Source organism: Lacinutrix venerupis, assembly GCF_003663945.1.
Taxonomy (GTDB): domain Bacteria; phylum Bacteroidota; class Bacteroidia; order Flavobacteriales; family Flavobacteriaceae; genus Lacinutrix; species Lacinutrix venerupis.
The window spans coordinates 164511-188318 of the sequence record NZ_RCCH01000003.1; the positions used below are offsets into that span (position 1 = coordinate 164511).

The window sequence follows — 23808 nt, forward strand, 5'->3', positions numbered from 1 at the left end:
ATATTCCTGCACATGCAGAAATCTTATCAATTTAACCTCAATGTTTAATTTCATTGAGGTTTTTTTATTTTAGCATCATATGCACGTTTTAAACCAAAATATATTATTCCCAGATGTACAAAAAGCAGACGAAGAAGGTTTGCTTGCAATTGGTGGTGATTTGTCTTTAGAACGATTATTATTAGCATATAGAAGCGGTATTTTTCCTTGGTTTAATAAAGATGAAGTTATTTTATGGTGGTCGCCAAATCCTAGATTTGTACTTTTTCCAAAAGAGCTAAAAGTTTCAAAAAGTATGAAGCAATTTCTTAGAAATTGTGATTTTGAAATTACTATAAATAAAGATTTTAGATCTGTTATTACAGAATGTGCAAATGCCAAGCGTAGTGGGCAATCTGGAACTTGGATTACTAATAATATGCTAGAAGCTTATTGTAATTTACATGAACATGGATTTGCAAAGTCTGTTGAGGTTTGGAGAGATAATAAGCTTGTAGGAGGTTTTTATGGTGTAGATTTAAACAATGGAGTTTTTTGCGGAGAAAGTATGTTTGCAAAAGAGAGTAATGCTAGTAAAGCAGCATTTATAACATTTATTAAAAACACAGATTATAATTTAATAGACTGCCAGGTCTATACAAACCATCTAGAAAGTTTGGGTGCTAAGGACATCTCTAGACAAGAATTTTTATCTATTTTAAATCTTGAAAACAGCCGAAGTTAAAACATGTAATTTTTGATCTTTTTTTACATTTAACGCTTCAAACCTATATTCTAAACCAAATTGCAATTTTAGTTTTGCAGAAAATAACCAGCCAATTTGTGATGTTATTCTATAATCTAATTCAGGTTTTGTACTTTTAGATATGCTGTACAGTGCTTCGTTTGAAGCAACAATATACGTTTCGCCTATATCTATTTTTTCTCCGTTTAAAGGGAAATCTAAAGCACAACGATACCTAAATCTATGAACCGTTTTAGATTTTTGAATGCGTTGTTCTGCTCTAATTCTGTGGCCTAATCTTAAAGCCCGTATTTTTCTTTTAGTATTAAACTGTTGTGTTAATCTTATTTCATTTTCAGAAGTTTCAAACCAGTCTCTATTTCGGTATTGAAAACCAAAACTAACACTATTATCTAAGCTTAAATTGTAAGTAGAGAAATGTTTAAAATCAAGTTGTCTAACATTATTTATAAACTGTGCATCATTATAAATATAATGTCGTGTGGAAATACTAAAATTATAATTATATAAACCTGAAACTTTATGGTTAACACTAATTTCATGTTCTCCTAAAGAAGAAAAATAATTTTGAGCTTTAGTAGTTGTACAGCCCAAAAGAAAAAGTACAATAGTTATATTTAATTTAATATAATACATGCCCATAAGAAGAGGTTGCAATATTTTTTGTTGATAAATGATTTCCTTTATTATCAAATAAAAACTCCTTTAAGCTATAGGATTTTTTTTCTTTTACTTCGGCAATAATTTCAAAATTAAACGCACTATCTTCTTCGTTTTTTAGTATGTTATTAATAAATATGTGTTGCTTTGTTTTGGCATTAAAAATGTATTGTTTTTGGACTTTTTTTAAACTCCATTTATCATAATTTTTATTGAAAAATGTTTCAATTTTGTTTAAATCATTTTTTAATAATTTTTTTATCTCTTTCTTTTTTAATGTTTTTTCTACATCTTCTAAAGTCCCGTTTTCAGAAAACTCTATACTATAACGGTGTTTATTAAATTTAAATTTTGTTTCGAAACTTATTTTTGTGTTGTTGGTTTCTTTATAAAATAAAATGCGCTTGGATTTAAGTTTAATAAGAGCAACACTTAAACTTGTTTTTTCTGGAAAGTTTTTTTGCAGTATTCTTTCTTCTTTTTCATTTTTTGTTTGAGAAAAACAAAAAGAGGAAAGCAATAAAAGCAATACAAGTATGTTTTTAGACTTCATCATATCTAAAACAGTTAATTTCATGATCATTAACCATTCCTATGGCTTGCATAAAAGCATATACAACAGTACTGCCAACAAACTTAAAACCTCTTTTTTTTAGGTCTTTACTTATGGCGTCGCTTAAAGGTGTATTGGTAGGAGCTTTTTTGTAATTTATTACTTTGCCTTTTATTGGTTTTCCATCTACAAAAGCCCATATATATTTGCTAAAACTTCCAAACTCTTTTTGAATTTCTATATATAATTGAGCATTTGTAATGGTTGCATTTATTTTTAATTTGTTTCTAATTATACCAGCGTTTTGTAATAAACTTGCTTTTTTATCTTCGTTATAATTGGCTATTTTTTTATAATTGAAAAAATCGAAAGCTTCACGAAAATTTTCACGTTTGCGTAAAATAGTAATCCAGCTTAATCCAGCTTGAAAAGTTTCAAGAATTAAAAACTCGAATAATTGATGGTCGTTATAAACCGGGACTCCCCATTCATTATCATGATAAGATTCATATAACTTATCTCCAATACACCAACCACATTTATGCTCTGACATTGTAAGGATTTTAAATTTACACCACTAATGTAACAACTGTTACTAAATAATTACAAATGTAATAGTAATTTTACACTATGGAAACACTACAAAATACAGATTTAAAAGCGATAATAAAAGATAGTTTAGAAAAATCTATAACCTATCAAGAATATAGAGATTTAGTTAAAAACCTTGTAGAAAATAATGCCACTACAGGTCTTAACCAAGCAGATAATTTGGTAAACTATACTATGTTAAATAATAAGCGTATGAAACGTTGGGATAAAACCGTAAAAGTTTCTGAAGCTGATAAAGAAAAAATATCTAATTCAACATTAAATCAAACATGGTTAGTTTTAACTGAGAGTTGGTGTGGAGATGCTGCGCATATCATGCCTGTAATAAATAAGGTAGCAGAATTAAACGATAATATTGATTATAAAGTAGTATTAAGAGATGAAAATGAGGCTTTAATGAATCAGTTTTTAACTAATGGCGGACAATCTATCCCAAAATTAGTTATGATTGATAACTTAACAAATAAAGTAATAAGTTCTTTTGGTCCTAGACCTAGTAAAGCTACTAAGTTAGTTAATGATTATAAAAAAGAGCATGGTACATTAACACCAGAATTTAAAGAAGAATTACAACATTGGTATAATAAAGATAAAGGTCAAAATGTTATAGAAGATTTAGTTGCTTTTTTATAATTTAAAGATATTGAGTTGGCTATTATAAAAGAGCTACTATATTTTTTATCTTTGATTAAAAAGCAACAAGTTTAATGAATTGGCTTATAAAAAGTATATCTTTTATCTTTCATCCTATTATAATGCCTATTTTAGGTGTTGTTTTCTATTTTTCTAAATCTCCTAGGTTTTTGCCTAGAGATATTATAGAAGCAAAGCTTATTTCTCTTAGCATACTTACTATAATATTACCAATTTTACTTTATTTTTTACTCAAAACAATAGGAAAAACTAAGTCTATTTATCTTGAAACAACTAAGGAGCGAATAATTCCTTTAATATTGAATGTAATTATATGTATTTTGATATTGTTACGTGTTTTACCTTCCAATCAAATAATTGAGTTATACTTTTTCTTTATTGGTATTTTAATTTCTAATATTATTTGTTTGGTATTAGCTATATTAAAATTTAAAGCAAGTATCCATATGATTGCTATTGCAGGAGTTATAATGTTCGCCATTGGTATTTCTGTACATTTTGGCAAAAATTTAAATGGTTCTTTAGCTTTATTTTGTTTAATTGCTGGAGCTATAGCAACTTCTAGATTACATTTAAAAGCACATAATAATACAGAACTAATTTTTGGTTTTTTTATTGGTTTAGTTCCACAGTTAATGGTTTTTCAATATTGGTTATAATATGTAAAACATTAAGCCAATTTTTATGGCATTAGCATCAATAACATTACCATCTATTTTAGCTTTATCATTAAAAATAGGGTTTAATGCATAATATAAATAAAAGTTCCATGTATTATATCCTGCAGCTAAAGTTAAACCATACTGTAAATCGTTTATAGCATCTATGTTATTTAATTTAATATCATTAGGCGCACCTTCATATTTACTGCTATTAATAAGTACATATCCTAATTTAAAACCTGTGTAGATACGCCAAAATTTATATTCTGTAGCGGTAGATGTTCTCCATCTATATTCTATTGGCATTTCAACCATATAGGTTGAAAACTTATTTTTTGTAAAGGAAATTTCATCTTTATTAATAATTGTAAATGTATTGTCTCCTTTATTGTCTTCCAATATTTGAAGGTTTTGATTAAACGAGTTAATAGATAAACCTAAACCAATACCAATAGCTTTGTTTCGTCTTTTATTAATTGCCATGTCTTTAGTATAACCAAAGTGAAATCCTCCAGAAAAACCACTTTGAGACAATCCTGATGGTATTTTTCCAATTAAGTTATATGTTAATCCAAAATAAAACTGATCTTCTTTGTATAGAGAATCTATTATTTCTGTATTATCGCTTAACTCTTCTTGTGCATAGGAAGAAGCAAAACATAAACATAAGAATAGTAATAATGGTTTCATATTTACAAGATAATAAAATAGGAAGGTTTAAGACAAATAAAAGGCGTTTTGAAATTTTCAAAACGCCTTTTTATAAAATTAAGAATAATTTTTACTAATTAGTAAGTGCATCACCTTTTTTGGTAGTATAATTTATTTTAAGCGCATTAGTTTTACGTAATTCTTGCTTAACATCTGTTAACACTCCCATTTTTGCATCTTTATCTACTTTTAGAGATACAGTAAGTGTAGGCACTAATTCTTCTGCTAAGGCAGCTCGTTCAGCAGCAATAAATGCTTGAACTTCCTTAACGCTTTGCAGTTTATCGTTTAATTGTATTCTATCTTCAGTTCCATAAGTATCTACATAATTAGGACTTGGTTTTCCAATATATATATAACTTATAGGTTTCTTTTTATCTAATTTTTCAATTTGATTAGCCTTTGGTAATTGATTCTGGATTTTTAAATTATCCTCTTTAATTACTGTAGCAACCATAAAGAAAAACAGAAGCATAAATACAATATCTGGTAAAGATGCTGTTGAAATTGGAGGTAAACCTCCATCTTTTTTCTTTTTAAATTTAGACATAGTGTTTATGTTATTTTGTTAATCTCGTTTTGCTTCAGCCTCAGAGAATTTTTGAGGAACAATTAGTTTAATTGCTTCTAATTTCTCTTTTAAATTCTCTCTTACTTTAGGCTCAGTAACTGGATCTTGGTACATTGCTGTAGCTTCAACAAAATTCATTTCTAAATTAGGATAATCTCTTTTAAACTCACGATTTCTTATTTCGTTATAAGCTGCTAAAATTTCATTTTGTACAGCTATATAAGTTTTATAATCTGTTAATCTATCGTTAGCTAAAGAAATTACTGCTTTTTGTAAATTATCTGAAGATGCTGGGTCACCAGCTCCTTTACATCTTTTACAAGCATCTTTTCCTTCACCTCCACCATTATCTAAAAACTTTACTGTAGCAGCTCTTAAATCTTTAAGTGCAACAACTTCTGAATCTCCTCCAGAGGTTAGTAAAATTTCATTATTACTGTTTAATGTTAAAGCAAAAATATTTTTTTCCTTAATAATAACAGGTTCTTGAGTGTCTTCTTCCCAAGGTGGTAACTTTCTACTTAAACCAGAATCTGTTGCGATGTCTGTTGTTACTAGAAAGAATATAAGTAATAAGAAGGCAATGTCAGCCATAGAGCCTGCATTAACTTCTGGTGCTGATCTTTTTGCCATAATTATTTAGTTATTTTTTTAACTCCTGAGAATATCATTGCTAAAATAGCAACAATACTTAATATATAAAAAGCCATTAAGCCAGCTCCTACAAATCTTGATTCGGTTTCTGTAGCCATAACACCATCATAAGCGTATACTTCACCTACTAAAGGATCTCCTCCAGAAACTGCGTATCCTATAATTAATACAAGAGCAAAAGCACCAACACCTATTAAAGTGTTTTTAATGTTGCTACCACCACCAAATAAATTTGTGATAACAAAGAAAATTACTAATGCTAATGTTAATGCTAGTATAATATAAGCAATCCATGCCATTGGCTCAAGTAAAGAAGTATCTCCTGCCGCAGCTAGGCCTTTTACTTCTTCTTCACCTTTAGCAATAATTCTGAATAATGATATAATACCAATTAAACTTAATACGGCTACAACTATTTTTAAAATCTTGTGCATAATCTGTTTTAGTTTTAAAATTAGTTAATACTCTATTTCTTGTATCTCGATAACATATCCATTAAAGTGATAGAAGAATCTTCCATGTCATTAACAATACTATCAATTTTTGCTACGATATAATTGTAAAAAATCTGTAATATAATTGCTACAATAAGACCAAATACAGTTGTTAATAAGGCTACTTTAATACCACCTGCTACTAACGTTGCATCCATTCCACCTGCAGATTGAATTTTATCAAAGGCTTGAATCATCCCGATTACTGTTCCCATGAATCCAAGCATTGGTGCTAATGCGATGAATAAAGATATCCATGATACGTTTTTCTCTAATTGTCCCATTTGTACTCCACCGTAAGCTACAACAGCTTTTTCAGCAGATTCTAAGCTGTCATCTGCTCTATCTAAACCTTGATAGAAAATAGATGCTACAGGACCTTTTGTATTTCTACAAACTTCTTTTGCTGCTTCAATACCACCAGATTGTAGTGCGTCTTCAACATTTTGAGTTAGTTTTTTAGTATTTGTAGACGATAAGTTTAAAAAGATAATTCTCTCGATAGCTATTGCTAAACCTAGAATTAAACATAATAATACAATACCCATAAAACCTGGACCACCTTCAATAAAACGCTTTTTAAGCTCTTGGTGGAATGTTAATTCTGGTTCTGCCGCATCGTCTTGTGCTGCATCTTGAGTAGTTACAACTGCTGCAGCAACTGTAGCTGCGTTTGTAGTTGCATTAGCTGTGCCAAATGCCATTAAAAATACTATGGCTAGGATAGAAAATAATCTTTTCATGTTTTTGATCTTAATTTTATTAATTAGTTAAAGTGTTAAAGATATAAAAAAAAAGGAATTAAAAACTAAAATATTTACAGTGCTTTTAGAATTTTATTCCTTGCGCACATCTACTTTATTTTAATTTCTTGGTTTCAAATTAAAAGAAAAAAAAATTAAGACTCAAATTTTGACCGTTAATTTTAAGCCATTTCTCCTCTTAAAGCAGTTTCGTATATGGTTTTAAACAAGTTATGAGAAATATCTTGTCCTAATAAATACATTAATTTACTTACTGCGGCTTCTGTTGTAATGTCTTTTCCAGAAATTATCCCTATTCTTTTTAATTTTTCGCTAGTTTCATATTGTCCCATCATAACACTTCCACCAGAGCATTGGGTTATGTTAATAATATGAATTCCTTTTTTTACAGTTTCCTTTATTAGGGAAATAAACCAATCTTCTGTAGTGCAATTTCCAGCGCCGTATGTTTCTAAAATTACACCTTTAAGGTTAGGTGTATTGAAAATACAATTTAATAGTTGCTCTGATATGCCTGGAAATAATTTTATTAAAGCAATATTTTTATCTAATTTTTTGTGGACAACTAGTTTTTTTCTAAGATTAGGTTTAAATAATGCTTCGTTATTTACTTTTAAATGTACTCCTGACTCTGCTAAATCTGGATAGTTTAAACTTGCAAAAGCTTCAAAATGCTCTGCGTTTATTTTAGTTGTTCTATTAGCTCTATATAATTTGTATTCAAAATATAAACATACCTCTTTAATTATTGGTTTATTGTAATGCTGTAAAGAGGCTACTTGTATAGAGGTAATTAGGTTTTCTTTTGCATCGGTGCGTAAGTCTCCAATTGGCAGTTGAGATCCCGTAAAGACTACTGGTTTTGCTAAATGCTCTAGCATAAAACTTAGCGCAGATGCTGTATAACTCATGGTATCGCTTCCGTGTAGGACAACAAATCCATCAAAATTATCATAATTATTTTCAATTATTTCTGCAATTTCTATCCAATACTTTGGCTCCATATTACTAGAATCTATTGGAGTTTTAAAAGAAAATGTTTCAATATTACAATCTAAAAGTTTTAGTTCTGGAATACGAATTAATAAATTGTCGAAATCAAAAGCTCGTAAAGCTCCAGTTTCTGGATCTTTTATCATACCAATTGTTCCACCAGTATATATAAGGAGTATGTTTGGAATTGATTTTGTCAATTGTTTTATTTTTAGGATTGTTGTTTTTGCTAAATACCAAAAATAGCTTTAGAGTTTTCTGTTGTAATTTCGGCGATTTTCTCTTCCGAAATGTTATAGATTTCAGATAGCTTTTCTATTATTTTAATAATGTAGCTGCTTTCATTGCGTTTTCCACGAAAAGGTTTTGGTGCTAAATATGGAGAATCGGTTTCTAAAACAATATGTTTTAAATCTATTTTATTTAAAAATTTATCTATTTTCCCGTTCTTAAAGGTTGCAACACCACCAATTCCCAATTTCATGTTGTAAGATATTGCTTGTTGTGCTTGCTCTATTGTACCGGTAAAACAATGGAAAATTCCAAAAAGATCATCGTTTTTTTCATCTTCTAAAATTTCAAAAATTTCATCGAAAGCTTCACGACAATGAATAACAATTGGTAATTTATGTTTTTTTGCTAATTTTATTTGGTGTCTAAAGGCTTCTTGTTGAATGGGCAGAGTGCTTTTATCCCAATATAAATCTATCCCAATTTCACCTACAGCATAAAATTTATGTTGTTTTAGCATTTGCTCTACATGTTCTAATTCTTCTTTATAATTTTCTTTTACATGTGTAGGGTGTAAACCCATCATTAAAAAAATATTTTCTGGATAGTCTTTTTCCAGTTTTAGCATAGATGCAGTGTAAGTAGAGTCTATTGCAGGAATAAATAACCTAGAGATGTTTGCTTCTAATGTACGTTGCATCATTTCTGCTCTGTCTTCATCAAATGCTTCGCTATATAAATGTGTGTGTGTATCTGTAATAACCATTCTTAAATTTTACTAAAATAGATTAAGAAGTTTTAATAAATATAAACTTTGTTTAGAGGCTATAAAGTTAGTTGTTTATATTTTAAGACTCAAAATATGATGTTTTAATATTTTTTTAAAGAATTGTTTTAAACTAAAAAAGCCACAACAAACGTTGTGGCTTTTTTTTATTTAATTTCTTTACCATTTTTATCTAAAAAATGATATTCTAAATATGTGTAAGCATCTCTAGGTTGTATTTTTACCCATTTTTTGTGTTCAAAAAACCATTTTGAACGAATAGATGGAAAGCCTTTAGTTAAAAAGGCTGCTATAAAAGGATGTGTGTTTAAAGTTAACTTTTTATAGTCTTTTTTGAATAAGCGTTCTACGTCTTGAGAAATTTTTTGTACCAATACTATTGGTGCTTCAACTTCTTCACCATTATTACCATTAGGGTTTTCTTCTCTGGTTTTAATGTTCATTTCTGGTCGAACTCTTTGTCTTGTAATTTGAATCAAACCAAACTTACTTGGAGGTAATATTTTGTGTTTGGCTCTGTCGTCTTTCATTTCATCACGAAGATGATTGTAGAGTTTTTTTCTGTTTTCAGCTTTATTTTGGTCTATAAAATCTACTACTATTATGCCTCCCATATCTCGAAGGCGAAGTTGTCTTGCAACTTCTGTGGCAGAAATTAAATTAACCTCTAAGGCTGTTTCCTCTTGGGAATTGGCTTTGTTAGACCTATTTCCACTGTTTACATCAATAACATGTAATGCTTCTGTATGCTCTATAACTAAATAGGCACCTTTAGCCATAGAAACCGTTTTTCCAAATGCGGTTTTTATTTGTCTATCTACTCCAAATTTTTCAAAAATTGGAATATTAGATTGATGTAACTTGACTATTGATTCTTTTTTTGGTGCAATTTCTTGCACATAATCTTTAATTTGAATGTAAAGCGCTTCATCGTCTACTTGAATACCTGTAAAGGAGTCGTTAAAAATATCTCTTAATATTGAAGAGGCTTTATTTAACTCACCATGTACTTTAGAAGGATGATTTGCTTTATGTAGCTTTTTACACATTGCGGTCCAACGACCTAACAAGTTTTGTAAATCTTTGTCTAATTCGGCTACTTTTTTGCCTTCGGCTACTGTTCGTACAATAACTCCAAAACCTTTTGGTGTAATACTTTTTACCAAACGTTTTAGTCTGTCCTTTTCAGCTTTATCTTCTATTTTTTGAGAAATAGAAATACGATCGCTAAAAGGTACTAAAACAATATATCTACCGGCAATAGAAAGCTCTGAGCTAATTCTTGGACCTTTTGTAGATATAGGTTCTTTTACTATTTGTACTAACATTGATTGATTTGACTTGATGACATTGTTTATTTTGCCGTCTTTGTCAATATCTTTTTCAAATGGGAAATCTTTTAATGAAAAGTCATTTAATTTACCTGTGCTTACACGTTTTGTGAATTTTAAGAGAGAAGATATTTTTGGGCCTAAATCGTGATAATGTAAAAAAGCATCTTTCTCGTAACCTACATTTACAAATGCAGCATTTAGTCCAGGAACAGCTTTGCGAATTTTGGCGATAAACACATCGCCAACAGCAAAGTTGTTACTATCCTCTTCCTTATGTAATTCAATAAGTTTTCCATCTTTTAATAAGGCAAAATCAACACCGTCAGAATTAGATCTGATAATCAATTCTTTATTCATTCTGTTAATTTTAATCCATTATACACTTGGTGCATAACAGATGGATTATACATTATTTTGTTTAGTAAAATTTACTAAACAGCATGTTTTAAATTAATAAAACATACACAGGATTTTAATAAAAATCCGAAGAACTTATACTACACGCAAGGTTTTACGTGTTTTAAGTTAAGTTCGTTTTCAAAGAACATTGTTTTTAACAAACCAAAAAAGTAGCTATAAAAACTACTTTTTTGAATTATTTTTTCTTCTTGTGACGGTTAGCGCGTCTTCTTTTTTTACGCTTATGCGTTGCAACCTTGTGTCTCTTTCTTTTTTTACCACTTGGCATAAGATGTCTGGTTTTAAATTAATAATTCGTTTTATGTTGTAAATTACTTTACGTCAACATTAGTTTTTACACCTTCTACAAAAACTTTTGCAGGTTTAAATGCTGGTATATTATGTGCTGGAATTTTAATAGTCGTATTTTTTGAAATATTTCTACCTGTTTTCTCAGCTCTTGTTTTTATGATAAAACTTCCAAAACCACGTAAGTAAACATTGTCTCCACCTTCTAAAGATGTTTTGACTTCTTCCATAAATGTTTCTACTGTTGCCTGAACGTCTCCTTTCTCTATTCCTAATTTCTCAGAAATTTTTGCTACTAAATCAGCTTTAGTCATTTTCTTTTCTTGTTTGTGTTATTAAAATTCTTAAGGGTTGGCAAATATAGGAATTAAATATTCAATATTTCAAACCTAATTCATTAAAATTTAATGGTATAAAGAATTACTTTTGTTTGCGAATCTAGCACTATAAATGAATATAACAAAAAATTTAATTAACTGGTACTCAGTAAATAAGAGAGATTTGCCTTGGAGAAATACTGTTAATCCATATTTTATTTGGCTCTCAGAAATTATTTTACAACAAACACAAGTTGCTCAAGGGCTTCCTTATTACGTCAAATTTACCTCTAAATTTCCAACAGTTTTTGATTTAGCTAAAGCAAGAGAATCTCAAGTTTTAAAACTTTGGCAAGGTTTAGGTTATTATTCTAGAGCACGTAATTTACATGCATCTGCAAAATATATAGTAAATGAATTAAATGGAGAGTTTCCTAATACATATAATGAGATTATAAAACTAAAAGGAGTTGGTGATTATACAGCAAGTGCAATAGCTTCTATATGTTTTAATGAAATTACACCAGTAGTCGATGGGAATGTGTTTAGAGCATTGTCTAGAATTTATGGCATTAGTACTCCTATTAATACAAGTAAGGGATTTAAAGAGTTTAAAGCTCTAGCCGAAACGCTAATTGATAAAAGAGAGCCTGCAACTTTTAATCAAGCTATAATGGAGTTTGGTGCTAGGCAATGCAAACCAAAAAATCCAGATTGTAATATTTGTCCTTTTAATACTAAATGTGTTGCGCTTCAAAAAAATAAAATATTAGAATTTCCAGTCAAGCTAAAAAGTTTAAAGGTTAAAAAAAAGTATTTCAATTTTATTGTAATTTTATCTTCAGATAAAAAAACAGTTTTAGAAAAACGAGAAGGTAAGGGGATCTGGCAAAACTTATATCAGTTTCCTTTAGTTGAAACAAAAAAGACCGCTAATTTTTTAGAGATAGAAGAAAGGCTTAAAGATTTTTCAGTTTTAAAAGATAAAAGTTTTAGCTTGTCATTATATAACGATATAGAAATTGTACACAAGCTTTCACACCAACACTTGCATACTAAGTTTTGGGTTGTAACTTTAGACGATGTGTTGCCTACAGGAATATCAATAAATAAACTAATAGAATTTCCAGTACCTATATTAATAGGTAACTTTATAGAAAGATTTAATTTTTAGCATTTTAAGTTTTAATAGTCTTTCTTTTTTTTTAAATTTAACTTTATCATTTAGTAAATATGTAATTTTGCATTATAAATTAAAAAAGTATGTCGGGAACGTTAAATAAGGTTATGCTAATTGGGCATTTGGGAGATGAAGTAAAAATGCACTATTTTGAAGGAGGAGGTTGTGTTGGTCGTTTTCCATTGGCTACAAACGAAACGTATACCAATAAAAGCACAAACGAACGCGTAACAAATGTAGAGTGGCATAATATTGTTGTAAGAAATAAAGCGGCCGAAATTTGTGAAAAATATCTCACTAAAGGAGATAAAGTTTATATCGAAGGCAAAATAAAGACTAGAAAATGGCAAGATGATACAGGTAATGATCGATATAGTACAGAAATTCAAGCTAACGAATTTACTTTTTTAAGCACTAAAAAAGATAGTCAAAACACAGCTCAGGCTCAACCGACACAGCAAGTAGAAAATAATATAGAATCAGCTGGAAAAGCTGCTAGTGATGACGATTTACCATTTTAAACTAAACCTATAACATTGGATCCTGAACCCACGCGTTTATTAATACTCTTTTTAGAAATAGATTTTTCTGCCATATCGGGCTTTATATTGCTATTTGTACTGCTTTTTTGCTCGGCATTAATTTCTGGAGCCGAAGTTGCTCTATTCTCTTTAACTAGAACAGATTTAGATCAAGAAGAGTTACAGTCTAGTAAAGCCATACAGATAATAAATAGGCTTTTAGAACGACCAAAAAAATTATTAGCAACCATTTTGGTAGCCAATAATTTTATAAATATAGCTATTGTAATTCTCTTTGCATTTCTTGGTAATTTTATGTTTCAAGGCATTAACAATCCTATTGTAAAATTTATACTAGAAGTTGTAGTTGTAACATTTTTAATATTACTTTTTGGAGAAATTTTACCTAAGGTTTATGCAAGTAGAAATAATTTAAAGTTTGCCACTTTTATGGCTTACCCGCTAAAAGTTTTAGATTTTATTTTTTCACCTATAAGTTTGCCAATGCGAGCGATAACGCTTGGTATTCATAACAAACTTGGTAAACAAAAATCTAATTTAAGTGTAGATCAATTATCTCAAGCATTAGAACTTACTAGCGAAGAAGATACTACGCAAGAAGAACATAAAATATTAAAAGGTATTGTATCTTTTGGTAATACAGATACCAAGCAAGTAATGCGACCAAGACTAGATATTTTTGCTTTAAATATAGAACAAGATTACAGTGAGGTTATAGCCGAAATTACAGCAAATGGCTATTCTAGAATACCAGTTTATAAAGATAATGTAGATAAAATTGAAGGTATTTTATATGTAAAAGATTTACTTCCACATATAGATAATAAAAATTTTGATTGGACTACATTACTTAGAGATCCATTTTTTGTGCCAGAGAATAAGAAATTAGATGATTTAATGTCTGAATTTCAAGAAAAGAAAGTACACTTAGCAGTTGTTGTAGATGAGTATGGTGGTACTTCTGGTTTAGTTTCTTTAGAAGATATTATTGAAGAAATAGTTGGAGATTTAAGCGATGAGTTTGACGATGAAGATGTTCATTATTCTAAATTAGATGATAATAATTACGTTTTTGAAGGTAAAACCGCTTTAAAAGATTTTTACAAAATTTTAAAACTTGAAGAGGAAACTGTTTTTGAAGATAATAAGGGAGAAGCCGAAACATTAGCTGGTTTTATTCTTGAAATTTCTGGTAGCTTTCCAAGGCAAGCCAGTAAAATAAATTTTGAAAATTACGTTTTTACAATAGAAGCTTTAGATAAAAAAAGAATTAAGCGAGTAAAAATTACATTGCCCTAATTAACAAAAATTGAGACTGTAAGTACGCAAAGTGTTACGCCTACAATTATATACTATATGAAAGAAATAAATAAATTTATTGTAATATTAATAGTAACTATAGGATTTTTTGTAAGCTGTGCAGATGATCCTACTCCTAAACCTAAAGCTTTTTTAGCTTTAGAATATCCTGAGGCTATTTACAAGACAGAAGATATAACTAAAATGCCTTTTACTTTTGATAGAAATGCTTTAGGCCAAAATTTAAAAACAAAAACACTTAAAGGAGAAACTACTAGTTATGGTATTAACATAGAATACCCAAAACTTAAAGGAACTATTTATATTACGTATAAAGCGATAGAAAATAATGAAGATTTATTAAGGCTTTATTTAAAAAACGCTCAAAACTTTACGCAAGAGCATACTTTAAAAGCAGATGTTATTGAAGAATTTGTTTACGAAAATCCAGAACGAAGAGTTTATGGCATGTTTTACGATGTTGGTGGTAATGCAGCCTCTCAATCTCAGTTTTATGTAACCGATAGTATTAACCATTTTATAACAGGTTCACTTTATTTTTATGCAAAACCTAATTACGATTCTATTTTACCAGCTGCAAATTACCTGCAAAAAGATATTAGAAGAATTATGGAGAGTTTAGAGTGGAAGAATTAAAGTTTTAATTCTTATTTAATAATGAATTTTTATATAGTAAAATAAAAGAGCGAAGTGTTATACTTCGCTCTTTTGTTTTAAAACCTAGTTTTTAGTTTCTTCTTTAGAGGCATTAATGTTAGCTTTTTCTAAAGCTTCATAATACGCTTTAAACTCATCAATGTTTTCTGGTTTTCCAATAATTTTTTTGTCTTTATCTAGCACAAAATAACTTGGTGTTCCTGTTACATTGTATTGATCTCCAATTGGGTTGTCCCATTTACCTTCTCCAAAAACATGTAAAAAATCTGGATAGTCATAAGTCATGTCTTTCCAACGGTATAAATCGTTATCTAAAGCAATAGCAACAACTTGTATATTTTCCTTTTTCTTTGTTTTAATATATTCTTTTAATTGTGGTATTTCGTCTAAACAATGAGAACATGTCGTGCTCCAAAAGAACAATAAATAGTTATTAGAGCCTTCTAATTTACTTAATTTAGAAACTTTTATTTTATCGTTTTCATCTTTTACCTCGATATTAAAATCTGGTCCAATATTACCAATAGATGCATTTTTGAAAAGCGTAATTGAGTTGGCTAATTCTTTATTGTTGTTAGCTTTTGCAATGTTTAATAAATATTTAGACCCAATATAATTGGCAACTACTTCATTATTTTCTACCGAGAATTGATTCCATAAAATTTCTAATAGAATGGCTTTAATTTTTGGGTTATCACCAATGGCTTTTACAACAGTATCTATATTTTCCATGTAAGAAGCATCAGGATTATTTCGGTCTATAAAACCTATAACATAATCTATTGTTGTTTTTATTAAAAAGTTAGAGTTTTGTAAGGTTTTGTTTCCAAAATCTATATTCGAAAAATAATTAGATTTTATATTTTTAGAAAAAGTAGAAACATCTTCTAAACTACTTGGAATATATGGTTTGCAAGCTTTTATAAAGTTGTTTGCAATCATGCCTTCCGAAGCTTTTTCAAATTCATCTTGCGTATTTTTTAAAATGGTAAAAATTTTGGTGTATCCAGCTTTGTCTTCTTTGCCAGAACTATAATAATTACGAATGCTTTTGTTAACTAAAGCCATACTTCTGTTATAAGAAGTATATAGTTTGTTTTCTGAAGATTTGTCGAAACTTAAACCTTTTTCTATGTCAAAGTTTAATACAATATCTTCTTTATTATTTACAAAAAAGTCAAAATTAAATTGATCCTGCGGTTGTGCATATACCAAACGATAAGTTCCTGGAATGGTATTAGAATCTAAAGGGATTTCAAAGGTACCATCTTCTGCTACATCTGCATTAGCGACAAATAAAGATGTTTCTGCTGTAACACGGTATAAAAATGCAAATTTAAACTTTTCAGCTGGAGTAAAAGTTCCTTTTATTGTATGCTGTGCAAATAGCATTGAAGGTAGTAATGCGAATAAAAAAAGTAATTTTCTAATCATTTTTAATTGTTTTATATCAAATAAGGCAAAAACTTTGCCAAAAAGAATTTTATTTTAAAATAGGTTTAAGTACGGATAATGCTTGTTCTACAGTTTTAATATTATCAAAGGTTAGTAATAATCGTAGACCGTTTCTAGTTTGTTTTTCTTTCATTTTACCAGCATTTGGATTGTGTTGTACATACTTTAAAAGTTTTGTAAAATTAGGGCTTTGGTAGAAATTACTTTGTTGGTCGTTTATAAAATAACCAATTAGTTTTCCTTTTTTCATTATTACTTTTTCAATTCCTAATTTTATTGCAATCCATTTTAGCCTAACGCTATTTAATAAATCTACAACTTGTGTTGGTAACTCACCAAATCTATCTATTAGTTCTGTTTCAAATTTATTTAATTCTTCTTCTGTTTTAAAGTTGTTTAGTTGTGTATATAGATTTAGTCTTTCGGTAATATTATTAACATAATCGTCTGGAAATAGTAATTCTAAATCACTATCTATGGTTATATCTTTTACATATTCTTTGTTTTCAAGATCTTCATCATATAAATCTTTAAATTCATTTTCTTTTAATTCTTCAATAGCTTCATTTAATATTTTTTGGTATGTATCAAAGCCTATTTCGGTTATAAAACCACTTTGCTCGCCACCAAGTAAATCTCCAGCTCCACGAATTTCTAAATCTTTCATTGCAATATTAAAACCACTACCTAATGCTGTAAATTGTTCTAATGCTTGAATACGTTTTCTAGCATCTGGAGTCATGGCATCGTAACCTGGAGTAATAAAATAGCAAAATGCTTTTTTATTACTTCGTCCCACACGACCACGCATTTGGTGCAAGTCGCTTAATCCAAAATTATTGGCGTTATTAATAAAAATGGTATTTGCATTTGGTACATCGAGACCACTTTCTATAATGGTAGTGCTTACTAAAACATCAAAAGCACCTTCCATAAAAGAGAGCATTAATTCTTCTAATTTTTTACCATCCATTTGGCCATGACCAATACCTATTTTAGCATCTGGTACTAAGCGTTGTATCATGCCTGAGACTTCTTTTATATTTTCTATACGATTATGAATAAAGAAAATCTGTCCGCCACGTTGAATCTCATAACTTACGGCATCTCTAATAGCTTCTTCGTTAAAACGAATAACATTACTCTCAATAGGATATCGGTTTGGTGGAGGAGTAGTTATAACTGATAAATCTCTTGCAGCCATTAAACTAAACTGAAGTGTTCTTGGTATAGGTGTAGCAGTTAGGGTAAGTACATCTACATTGTCTTTTAGAGTTTTTAATTTCTCTTTTACGGCAACACCAAATTTTTGTTCTTCGTCTACAATTAGTAATCCTAAGTTTTTAAATTTTACATTTTTATTTACCAGTTGATGTGTGCCTACAATAATGTCTACGTGACCTTTTTCTAATTTTTCTAAAGTTTCTCGCTTTTGCTTTGCTGTACGAAAACGGTTTACATAATCTACTGTTACTGGAAATTCTTTTAAACGTTCGCTAAATGTTTTATGGTGCTGAAAAGCTAATATAGTTGTTGGTACTAAAACGGCAACTTGTTTTCCGTTATCTACTGCTTTAAAAGCTGCACGAATGGCAACTTCGGTTTTTCCAAAACCAACATCTCCACAAATTAAGCGATCCATTGGTCTTTCACTTTCCATATCTGCTTTAATATCTGCCGTTGCTGTAATTTGATCTGGCGTGTCTTCGTAAATAAAAGAGGCTTCTAATTCGTGTTGTAAATAACTGTCTGGTTTGTATTGGTAACCTTTTTCTAGTTTACGTTTAGCATATAGTTTTATTAAATTAAAAGCAACATGTTTAACCCTAGATTTAGTTTTCTCTTTAAGTACTTTCCATGCTTTACTACCTAATTTATATACTTTTGGTGGTTTACCATCTTTGCCATTAAATTTTGTGATTTTGTGTAACGAATGAATGCTTAAATATAAAATATCACGTTCACCATAAACTAATTTAATAGCTTCTTGTTTTTTACCTTCTACATCAATTTTTTTAAGTCCACCAAATTTACCAATTCCATGATCTATATGTGTAACGTAATCTCCAATATCAAGATTTGTAAGTTCTTTTAGGGTAATAGCTTGCTTTTTTGCGTAACCATTTTTAAGATGAAACTTATGGTATCGTTCAAAAATTTGATGATCTGTGTAACAGACTATTTTATTATCGTGGTCTACAAAACCTTGATATAATGAAACTATTATAGTTTCGTAATGTACATCTCTCTCTACATCATCAAAAATATCATGAAAACGTTTGGCTTGTTGTTCGCTAATACAAGCAATATAATTTTTGTAACCGTTATTGTGGTTACTGTTTAAATTATCTATTAATAGGTTAAATTGTTTGTTAAAAGTAGGTTGTGGTGTTGTGTTAAATGTAATTGCTTGTTCTGTTTTTAGCCAGGATTCGCTACCAAATTCTACAACGTTAAAATCTAGTAATTGGCGTTTTAATAAGGCCGAATTGCAAAATAACTCTTCAGGCTGTGCGTGTTTTAAGTCTGAAGATAAATTTTTAAAAGCATCTTCTGCTTTCCCAAAAAACTCATCGATTCTAGAAAATAAAAAATCTATATTTTTAGTGTAAACAACAGTTTTTTGTGCAATGTATTTTAGAAAACTTGCACGAGACTCTTCTAAAAATTTATTTTCGACATTTGGTATAATGCCTATCTTTTTTATTTGTTCGCTAGAAAGTTGAGTTTCTACATCAAATGTTCTAATACTATCGACTTCGTCTCCAAAAAATTCTATTCTATAAGGTTCGTCGTGAGAAAAAGAAAACACATCTACAATACCACCTCTTACAGAAAACTCTCCAGGTTCGGTAACAAAATCTACGCGTTTAAACTTGTATTCAAAAAGAACTTCGTTTACAAAATCTATATTTAAATCGTCTCCAACATTTATTTTAAGAGTATTACGTTCTAGTTCTTTCCTGGTAACTACTTTTTCGAATAAAGCATCTGGATAGGTAACTATTAAAGCTGGTTTTTTTTGAGAGTTTATGCGGTTTAAAACTTCGGCACGAAGTAATATGTTTGCATTGTCTGTTTCTTCTATTTGATATGGTCTACGATAACTTCCAGGATAAAAAAGAACATCTTTGCCATTTAGCATTTGTTCAAAATCGTTAAGATAAAATGCTGCTTCTTCTTTATCGTTAAAAATTAATAAAAAAGGTTTTTGAGCGTTTTTAAAACTTTCACTAATAACAAATGATAATGCAGAGCCAACTAAACCTTTTATATGAGTTTTTGTGTTGTGTTGCGCTTGGTCAAATTGTTGTTTTTGGGTAATAGAATCCTGAAGTTTTTGCAGTTGCAAAGACTTTAAATAGGTTTGCGAGATTAATGTTTTGCTCACTTACTTAGTATTGAGTTGCAAATATAAGGGATAGATTGAAGAATTGGAAAGTTAGATTTTATTATTTTCTATTAACTAATGGTTAAACAGAGATGTTTTATATTGATTTAAAATGATAAATAAATGTCTAAAAAAAAGATTAAATGAGTCTTTAAAAAGATTTTATTATTAACTATCTTTGCCGCTCTAAAACAATAAAATATATGTCATTTTCAGATTTATTTGATAGCGGATTTAAAAAACGTAACGAAGACCATTTTGCAGCAATTGTAAGAGTAGCGATGGATGATGGGATTATTTCTGATGAAGAAAAAACATTTTTAGATCGTTTGGCACGCAATTTAGATATTGGAGAAAGCGATTATAAAACTATTTTAAAAGACTACCAGTCTCACCCAATTAATCCTCCAACATCTTACGATAGACGTTTAGAGCGTTTATACGATTTAGCTCGTATGGTTTATGTAGATCATATTAAAGGAGATCATGAAGAAATTTTATTACGTAAAATTGCTGTTGGTTTAGGTTTTAATCCAGAGAATGTAAAATACGTTGTAGATAAAGCACTTACTTTAGTTAGTGATGGTGTTGATCTTGATACTTTTATTGAGGAAATTAAAATGATGAATAAATAAGTTATTCTTAATAATATACTAAAGAAAAAGCAAGCTATTTAGCTTGCTTTTTCTTTAGTATATATTTTATTTTTCTAATGATTTCAGACTTGTCAAAAGGTTTTCCAATATAGCTGTTAACTCGTCTTTCTTTACAGTAAGCTTCTTCTTTTTTAGATGGTTTTTCGCTTAGTATAATTATAGGTGTTTTGCTAATTTCTTTATAATCTGAGTGTCTAATAAATCGAGCAGTGTCAAGGCCATCCATTGTAGGTAGTTTAAGATTTAATATAACTAGGCTAAAATTGGATTTGTATAGCTCTTCAATTACTTTATCGCCATTATCTACAATTACAATATCGCAATTTTTTATTTGACTTATAATTTTTAATAATTTTTTCTGATTGATAGGTAAGGGCTCTGCAAGTAAAATTTTAAAATCATTTTTTGATGTGGTTTTAACGATTTTAGTAATTTCTTCACCTTCATCTTCTTTTTGATTTTGAGATATTTCAAAATCTAAAAACACCTTAAATATTGAACCTTTATCAATTTCACTATTTACTTGTATTTTTCCTCCTAATTGATGGATTAATTTTTTCGTGATGGAGAGTCCTAATCCGGCACCATTATTATTTATTAAGTTGTTGTTTATTTGGTAAAACCCATTAAAAATAGATTCTATTTGGTTTTTCTCTATACCTATTCCTGTGTCTACAATACTAAATTCTATTTGTGCTGTGTTGTTATTGGTGCTAACACAATTTATTTTTAGTGCAACAGTTCCTGCTTGTGTAAATTTTATTGCGTTACCTACAAGGTTATTTAATATTTGTACTAATCTATATTTGTCTCCCACAACATATTTAGGACAATTTGGATCGAGTGTGTAATGTAATTCTAGACCTTTTTCTTTAGACTTAGCGGTATAAATTGTTGCTATAGTGTTTAATTCTTCTATTAAATTATAGCGTATTGGTAATATAGAAAAACGATTGGTTTCAATTTTAGAGATATCAATAATATCGCTAATCATTGTGTTTAATTTATCGTTTGTATTTTTTATAACTTTTAAATTATAGCGTTGGCTTTGTTCTAGATTTGTGTTTTCTAAAAGTCTTGTAAAACCATTTATAGTGCTAATAGGCATTTTAATTTCATGACTAAAATTTGCTATAAATGTATTTTTGAAAGTTTCTTTTTCTTGAAGAATTGTATTGTTATAGTCTAGTAGTTGCTTTTTAATTTCCGACACATTTTTTCTTTGTGCCATTTTTTGATATAAAGTATACTGCTTTGTAAGGTCTTGAAATACGAAGATAGAGTGTTCTTTTTCTATATTTGTATGTAAAATAGCATCTAAAGTATAATTTTTGCCTTCTATTTCTAGATTAATACAGTCAAAATTAAATGTATTTTCTTTTAGAGTTAATAAGTCTATTAAACTATAAAAAAAAGGATGTAAGTCTATAATTGATTTTCCAATACAATTTTTAAACACATTAGTTTTCGCGTCTAAAATAATACCATCTTTACTTATTAGAAGGAGTTGGTTAGTAGTTTCTTTAAGTGGAAGTTGGTAGTTTTCAAGCATTTTACATAGAGGCAAATTTTAATAGACTTAAAGATACATTTTTTTTCAATACCACTTAAAAAGTTATGTTTTGTTTATTTCAAATTTTTAGAAATTATATCTAATAATTGCGATTCATTAAAAGGTTTTGTTAAAACATCGTTTATTCCCGCTTTTTTATAAAGACTTAAATCTTCTTTAAACACTTTAGCTGTCATAGCAACAATAGGTACCTTTTTTTGATGACGTTCTGGAAGTTTTCTAATTTTTTTTGCAATTTCATCTCCTCTAAACTCTTTTAGTTTTATATCCATTAATACTAAATCAACCTCATTGTCGATGTTAGAAATTCTTGCAAGAACTTCATCTGGTTTAGTTGCAATATCTAAAAAGAATTGACCTTGAGAAGCCAGAATTTTTAATACAGAAAGTTGTGTAATTTCAGAGTCTTCTACTAATAAAATATTATATTTTTTAGAAGTAGTTAGTTGTGATTGTTTTTTCTTATCCTTTTTAACTTTTAAAGAAGGTTTGGAAACAAAATTAATATTTGTTGAAAATGTAGACCCTTTTCCTGGTGTTGAAGAAACACTTATTTTACTTTTTGTATGCTCTACTAAATGTTTTACAATAGCAAGACCTAAACCAGTTCCTTTAATAGAATCGTCTCCACTTACTTGCGAGAAACTCGTAAAAATTTCTTCTAATTTTTCTTCTTCTATACCAATTCCTGTGTCTATTATTTCAAAATGAATACTTGCTTTTTGAGCTCTAATTTGATTTAAAGAAACATTAAAAGTAACACTCCCATTGGATGTAAATTTTATTGCGTTGTCTAATAAGTTTGTTAAAACTTGTCTTAGTCTTTTAGCATCACCTCCAATAATTTCAGGTAATTTTTCATCAAAACTATGGAGAAATTTTAAACCTTTATGTTCTGCTTTAAGTTTGTAATTAAATTTAATTTCATTAAGTAAATCAAGAAGGTTAAAAGGTTCTATGGACAACTCTAAATTTCCAGATTCAATTTTAGATATGTCAAGAATATCATCTATCATTTTTTTTAAAAAATTCGACGATGAGTGTAATATTTTAATATAATCCTTTTGTTGTAAGTCTAAATTTGTTTTGCTTAAAATATCTGTAAACGTTAATATTCCAGTTAAAGGATCGCGAAGTTCATGACTAAAATTTGCAATAAATCTATTTTTAAAAACTTCTTTTTCTTTTAAGTATATATTTTTAAGCTCTAAAATTTGAGAATTAATTACAGATTCATTTCTTACTTGCGCAGTAGATTGATAGTTTAGGTAGTGCGAAGTTAAATCATGAATTATTAATAAAGGATTTTTACCATCTTTAAAAGTTTGTAAAATGATATCGGCTGTAATATTTCTATTTTCTATTTCAAGATGAACACATGAAAATACAGTCTCATTATCTTCACTTATTAAAAGTGCACTAAAAGTTTCGAAAAAAGGATGGATATCTCCAATATATTTGTCTTTTAAATCTTGAAAGAGTGTATTATCAGATTCAACAACATTTCCATTAAAGTCTAAAATGGCATGTTGTAAAACAGGTTTGGTATATTTTTTCTTGTAATCTTCTAACATTATTTAGCTT

The 23808-nt window shown here is 28.9% G+C and carries 24 protein-coding genes; 8 read left to right on the forward strand and 16 right to left on the reverse strand.

Annotated features, from left to right (window positions below; translation table 11 throughout):
- Positions 1-79: 79 nt before the first annotated feature.
- Positions 80-724: a leucyl/phenylalanyl-tRNA--protein transferase gene (aat, locus tag CLV86_RS05480; protein ID WP_121050584.1), complete on the forward strand. Its 645-nt coding sequence runs from the start codon at positions 80-82 to the stop codon at positions 722-724.
- Here aat and CLV86_RS05485 read toward each other — a convergent pair.
- The 3 genes from CLV86_RS05485 to CLV86_RS05495 are packed head-to-tail and all read right to left on the reverse strand — an operon-like array spanning position 698 to position 2511.
- Positions 698-1381, reverse strand: a complete 684-nt coding sequence (locus CLV86_RS05485; RefSeq protein WP_121050587.1) for a DUF2490 domain-containing protein — start codon at positions 1379-1381, stop codon at positions 698-700. The two genes, aat and CLV86_RS05485, sit on opposite strands and share 27 nt — an antisense overlap.
- On the reverse strand, positions 1368-1982 hold the full coding sequence (locus tag CLV86_RS05490; protein WP_121050590.1) for a hypothetical protein: 615 nt from the start codon (positions 1980-1982) through the stop codon (positions 1368-1370). Before CLV86_RS05490 ends, CLV86_RS05485 begins: the two co-directional genes overlap by 14 nt.
- A complete protein-coding gene (locus tag CLV86_RS05495; protein ID WP_121050593.1) occupies positions 1948-2511 on the reverse strand; it encodes a DNA-3-methyladenine glycosylase I in 564 nt (187 codons plus the stop codon). The genes CLV86_RS05490 and CLV86_RS05495 overlap by 35 nt, the downstream gene beginning before the upstream one ends.
- Positions 2512-2588: 77 nt before the next feature.
- Between CLV86_RS05495 and CLV86_RS05500 the strand changes: the two genes are divergently transcribed.
- Positions 2589-3203, forward strand: a complete 615-nt coding sequence (locus CLV86_RS05500; RefSeq protein ID WP_121050596.1) for a thioredoxin family protein — start codon at positions 2589-2591, stop codon at positions 3201-3203.
- A gap of 74 nt (positions 3204-3277) precedes the next feature.
- Positions 3278-3883 (forward strand): hypothetical protein, encoded by a 606-nt coding sequence (locus tag CLV86_RS05505; protein ID WP_121050599.1) that lies wholly within the window; start codon positions 3278-3280, stop codon positions 3881-3883.
- On the opposite strand, the gene CLV86_RS05510 is transcribed toward CLV86_RS05505, so the two are convergent.
- The 9 genes from CLV86_RS05510 to CLV86_RS05550 all read right to left on the reverse strand — a co-directional run bounded on the left by CLV86_RS05510 (position 3878) and on the right by CLV86_RS05550 (position 11447).
- On the reverse strand, positions 3878-4576 hold the full coding sequence (locus CLV86_RS05510) for a porin family protein (protein ID WP_121050602.1): 699 nt from the start codon (positions 4574-4576) through the stop codon (positions 3878-3880). The two genes, CLV86_RS05505 and CLV86_RS05510, sit on opposite strands and share 6 nt — an antisense overlap.
- A gap of 94 nt (positions 4577-4670) precedes the next feature.
- A complete protein-coding gene (locus CLV86_RS05515; protein WP_076731810.1) occupies positions 4671-5147 on the reverse strand; it encodes an ExbD/TolR family protein in 477 nt (158 codons plus the stop codon).
- Positions 5148-5165: 18 nt separating this feature from the next.
- Positions 5166-5801 (reverse strand): ExbD/TolR family protein, encoded by a 636-nt coding sequence (locus tag CLV86_RS05520; protein ID WP_076731811.1) that lies wholly within the window; start codon positions 5799-5801, stop codon positions 5166-5168.
- Between the two features lie 2 nt (positions 5802-5803).
- Entirely contained in the window at positions 5804-6256 is a 453-nt protein-coding gene (locus CLV86_RS05525; protein ID WP_076731812.1) for a hypothetical protein, read from the reverse strand.
- Positions 6257-6288: 32 nt separating this feature from the next.
- Complete coding sequence (locus CLV86_RS05530; protein WP_121050604.1) at positions 6289-7059, reverse strand: MotA/TolQ/ExbB proton channel family protein; 771 nt, start codon at positions 7057-7059, stop codon at positions 6289-6291.
- A 182-nt stretch (positions 7060-7241) separates the two neighbouring features.
- Positions 7242-8273, reverse strand: coding sequence for an asparaginase (locus CLV86_RS05535; protein WP_121050607.1), 1032 nt, complete (start codon positions 8271-8273; stop codon positions 7242-7244).
- A 29-nt stretch (positions 8274-8302) separates the two neighbouring features.
- Positions 8303-9070 carry a TatD family hydrolase gene (locus tag CLV86_RS05540; RefSeq protein WP_121050610.1) on the reverse strand — a complete coding sequence of 256 codons (768 nt, stop codon included), beginning with the start codon at positions 9068-9070 and terminating at the stop codon, positions 8303-8305.
- 167 nt (positions 9071-9237) lie between these two features.
- Complete coding sequence (locus CLV86_RS05545; RefSeq protein ID WP_076731816.1) at positions 9238-10782, reverse strand: Rne/Rng family ribonuclease; 1545 nt, start codon at positions 10780-10782, stop codon at positions 9238-9240.
- Positions 10783-11156: 374 nt separating this feature from the next.
- Positions 11157-11447, reverse strand: a complete 291-nt coding sequence (locus CLV86_RS05550) for an HU family DNA-binding protein (protein ID WP_055442767.1) — start codon at positions 11445-11447, stop codon at positions 11157-11159.
- 136 nt (positions 11448-11583) lie between these two features.
- On the opposite strand from CLV86_RS05550, the gene mutY reads away from it, so the two are divergent.
- The 4 genes from mutY (at position 11584) to gldD (ending at position 15128) form a co-directional block, all read left to right on the forward strand.
- Positions 11584-12624, forward strand: coding sequence for an A/G-specific adenine glycosylase (gene mutY / locus CLV86_RS05555; RefSeq protein ID WP_121050613.1), 1041 nt, complete (start codon positions 11584-11586; stop codon positions 12622-12624).
- An 89-nt stretch (positions 12625-12713) separates the two neighbouring features.
- Positions 12714-13151, forward strand: coding sequence for a single-stranded DNA-binding protein (locus tag CLV86_RS05560; RefSeq protein WP_121050616.1), 438 nt, complete (start codon positions 12714-12716; stop codon positions 13149-13151).
- Between the two features lie 15 nt (positions 13152-13166).
- Complete coding sequence (locus tag CLV86_RS05565) at positions 13167-14471, forward strand: gliding motility-associated protein GldE (protein ID WP_076731819.1); 1305 nt, start codon at positions 13167-13169, stop codon at positions 14469-14471.
- Positions 14472-14528: 57 nt separating this feature from the next.
- Positions 14529-15128, forward strand: a complete 600-nt coding sequence (gene gldD / locus CLV86_RS05570) for a gliding motility lipoprotein GldD (protein ID WP_076731820.1) — start codon at positions 14529-14531, stop codon at positions 15126-15128.
- 84 nt (positions 15129-15212) lie between these two features.
- Here gldD and CLV86_RS05575 read toward each other — a convergent pair whose 3' ends face one another.
- A complete protein-coding gene (locus CLV86_RS05575) occupies positions 15213-16583 on the reverse strand; it encodes a peroxiredoxin family protein (protein WP_121050619.1) in 1371 nt (456 codons plus the stop codon).
- A 49-nt stretch (positions 16584-16632) separates the two neighbouring features.
- Positions 16633-19995 (reverse strand): transcription-repair coupling factor, encoded by a 3363-nt coding sequence (mfd, locus tag CLV86_RS05580; RefSeq protein WP_121050623.1) that lies wholly within the window; start codon positions 19993-19995, stop codon positions 16633-16635.
- A 203-nt stretch (positions 19996-20198) separates the two neighbouring features.
- On the opposite strand from mfd, the gene CLV86_RS05585 reads away from it, so the two are divergent.
- On the forward strand, positions 20199-20630 hold the full coding sequence (locus CLV86_RS05585; RefSeq protein WP_076731822.1) for a TerB family tellurite resistance protein: 432 nt from the start codon (positions 20199-20201) through the stop codon (positions 20628-20630).
- Positions 20631-20664: 34 nt separating this feature from the next.
- Here CLV86_RS05585 and CLV86_RS05590 read toward each other — a convergent pair whose 3' ends face one another.
- Together CLV86_RS05590 and CLV86_RS05595 are read right to left on the reverse strand one after the other, a co-directional pair.
- Positions 20665-22203 carry an ATP-binding response regulator gene (locus CLV86_RS05590; RefSeq protein ID WP_121050626.1) on the reverse strand — a complete coding sequence of 513 codons (1539 nt, stop codon included), beginning with the start codon at positions 22201-22203 and terminating at the stop codon, positions 20665-20667.
- 74 nt (positions 22204-22277) lie between these two features.
- Positions 22278-23798, reverse strand: coding sequence for an ATP-binding protein (locus CLV86_RS05595; RefSeq protein WP_121050628.1), 1521 nt, complete (start codon positions 23796-23798; stop codon positions 22278-22280).
- Between the last annotated feature and the right edge of the window lie 10 nt (positions 23799-23808).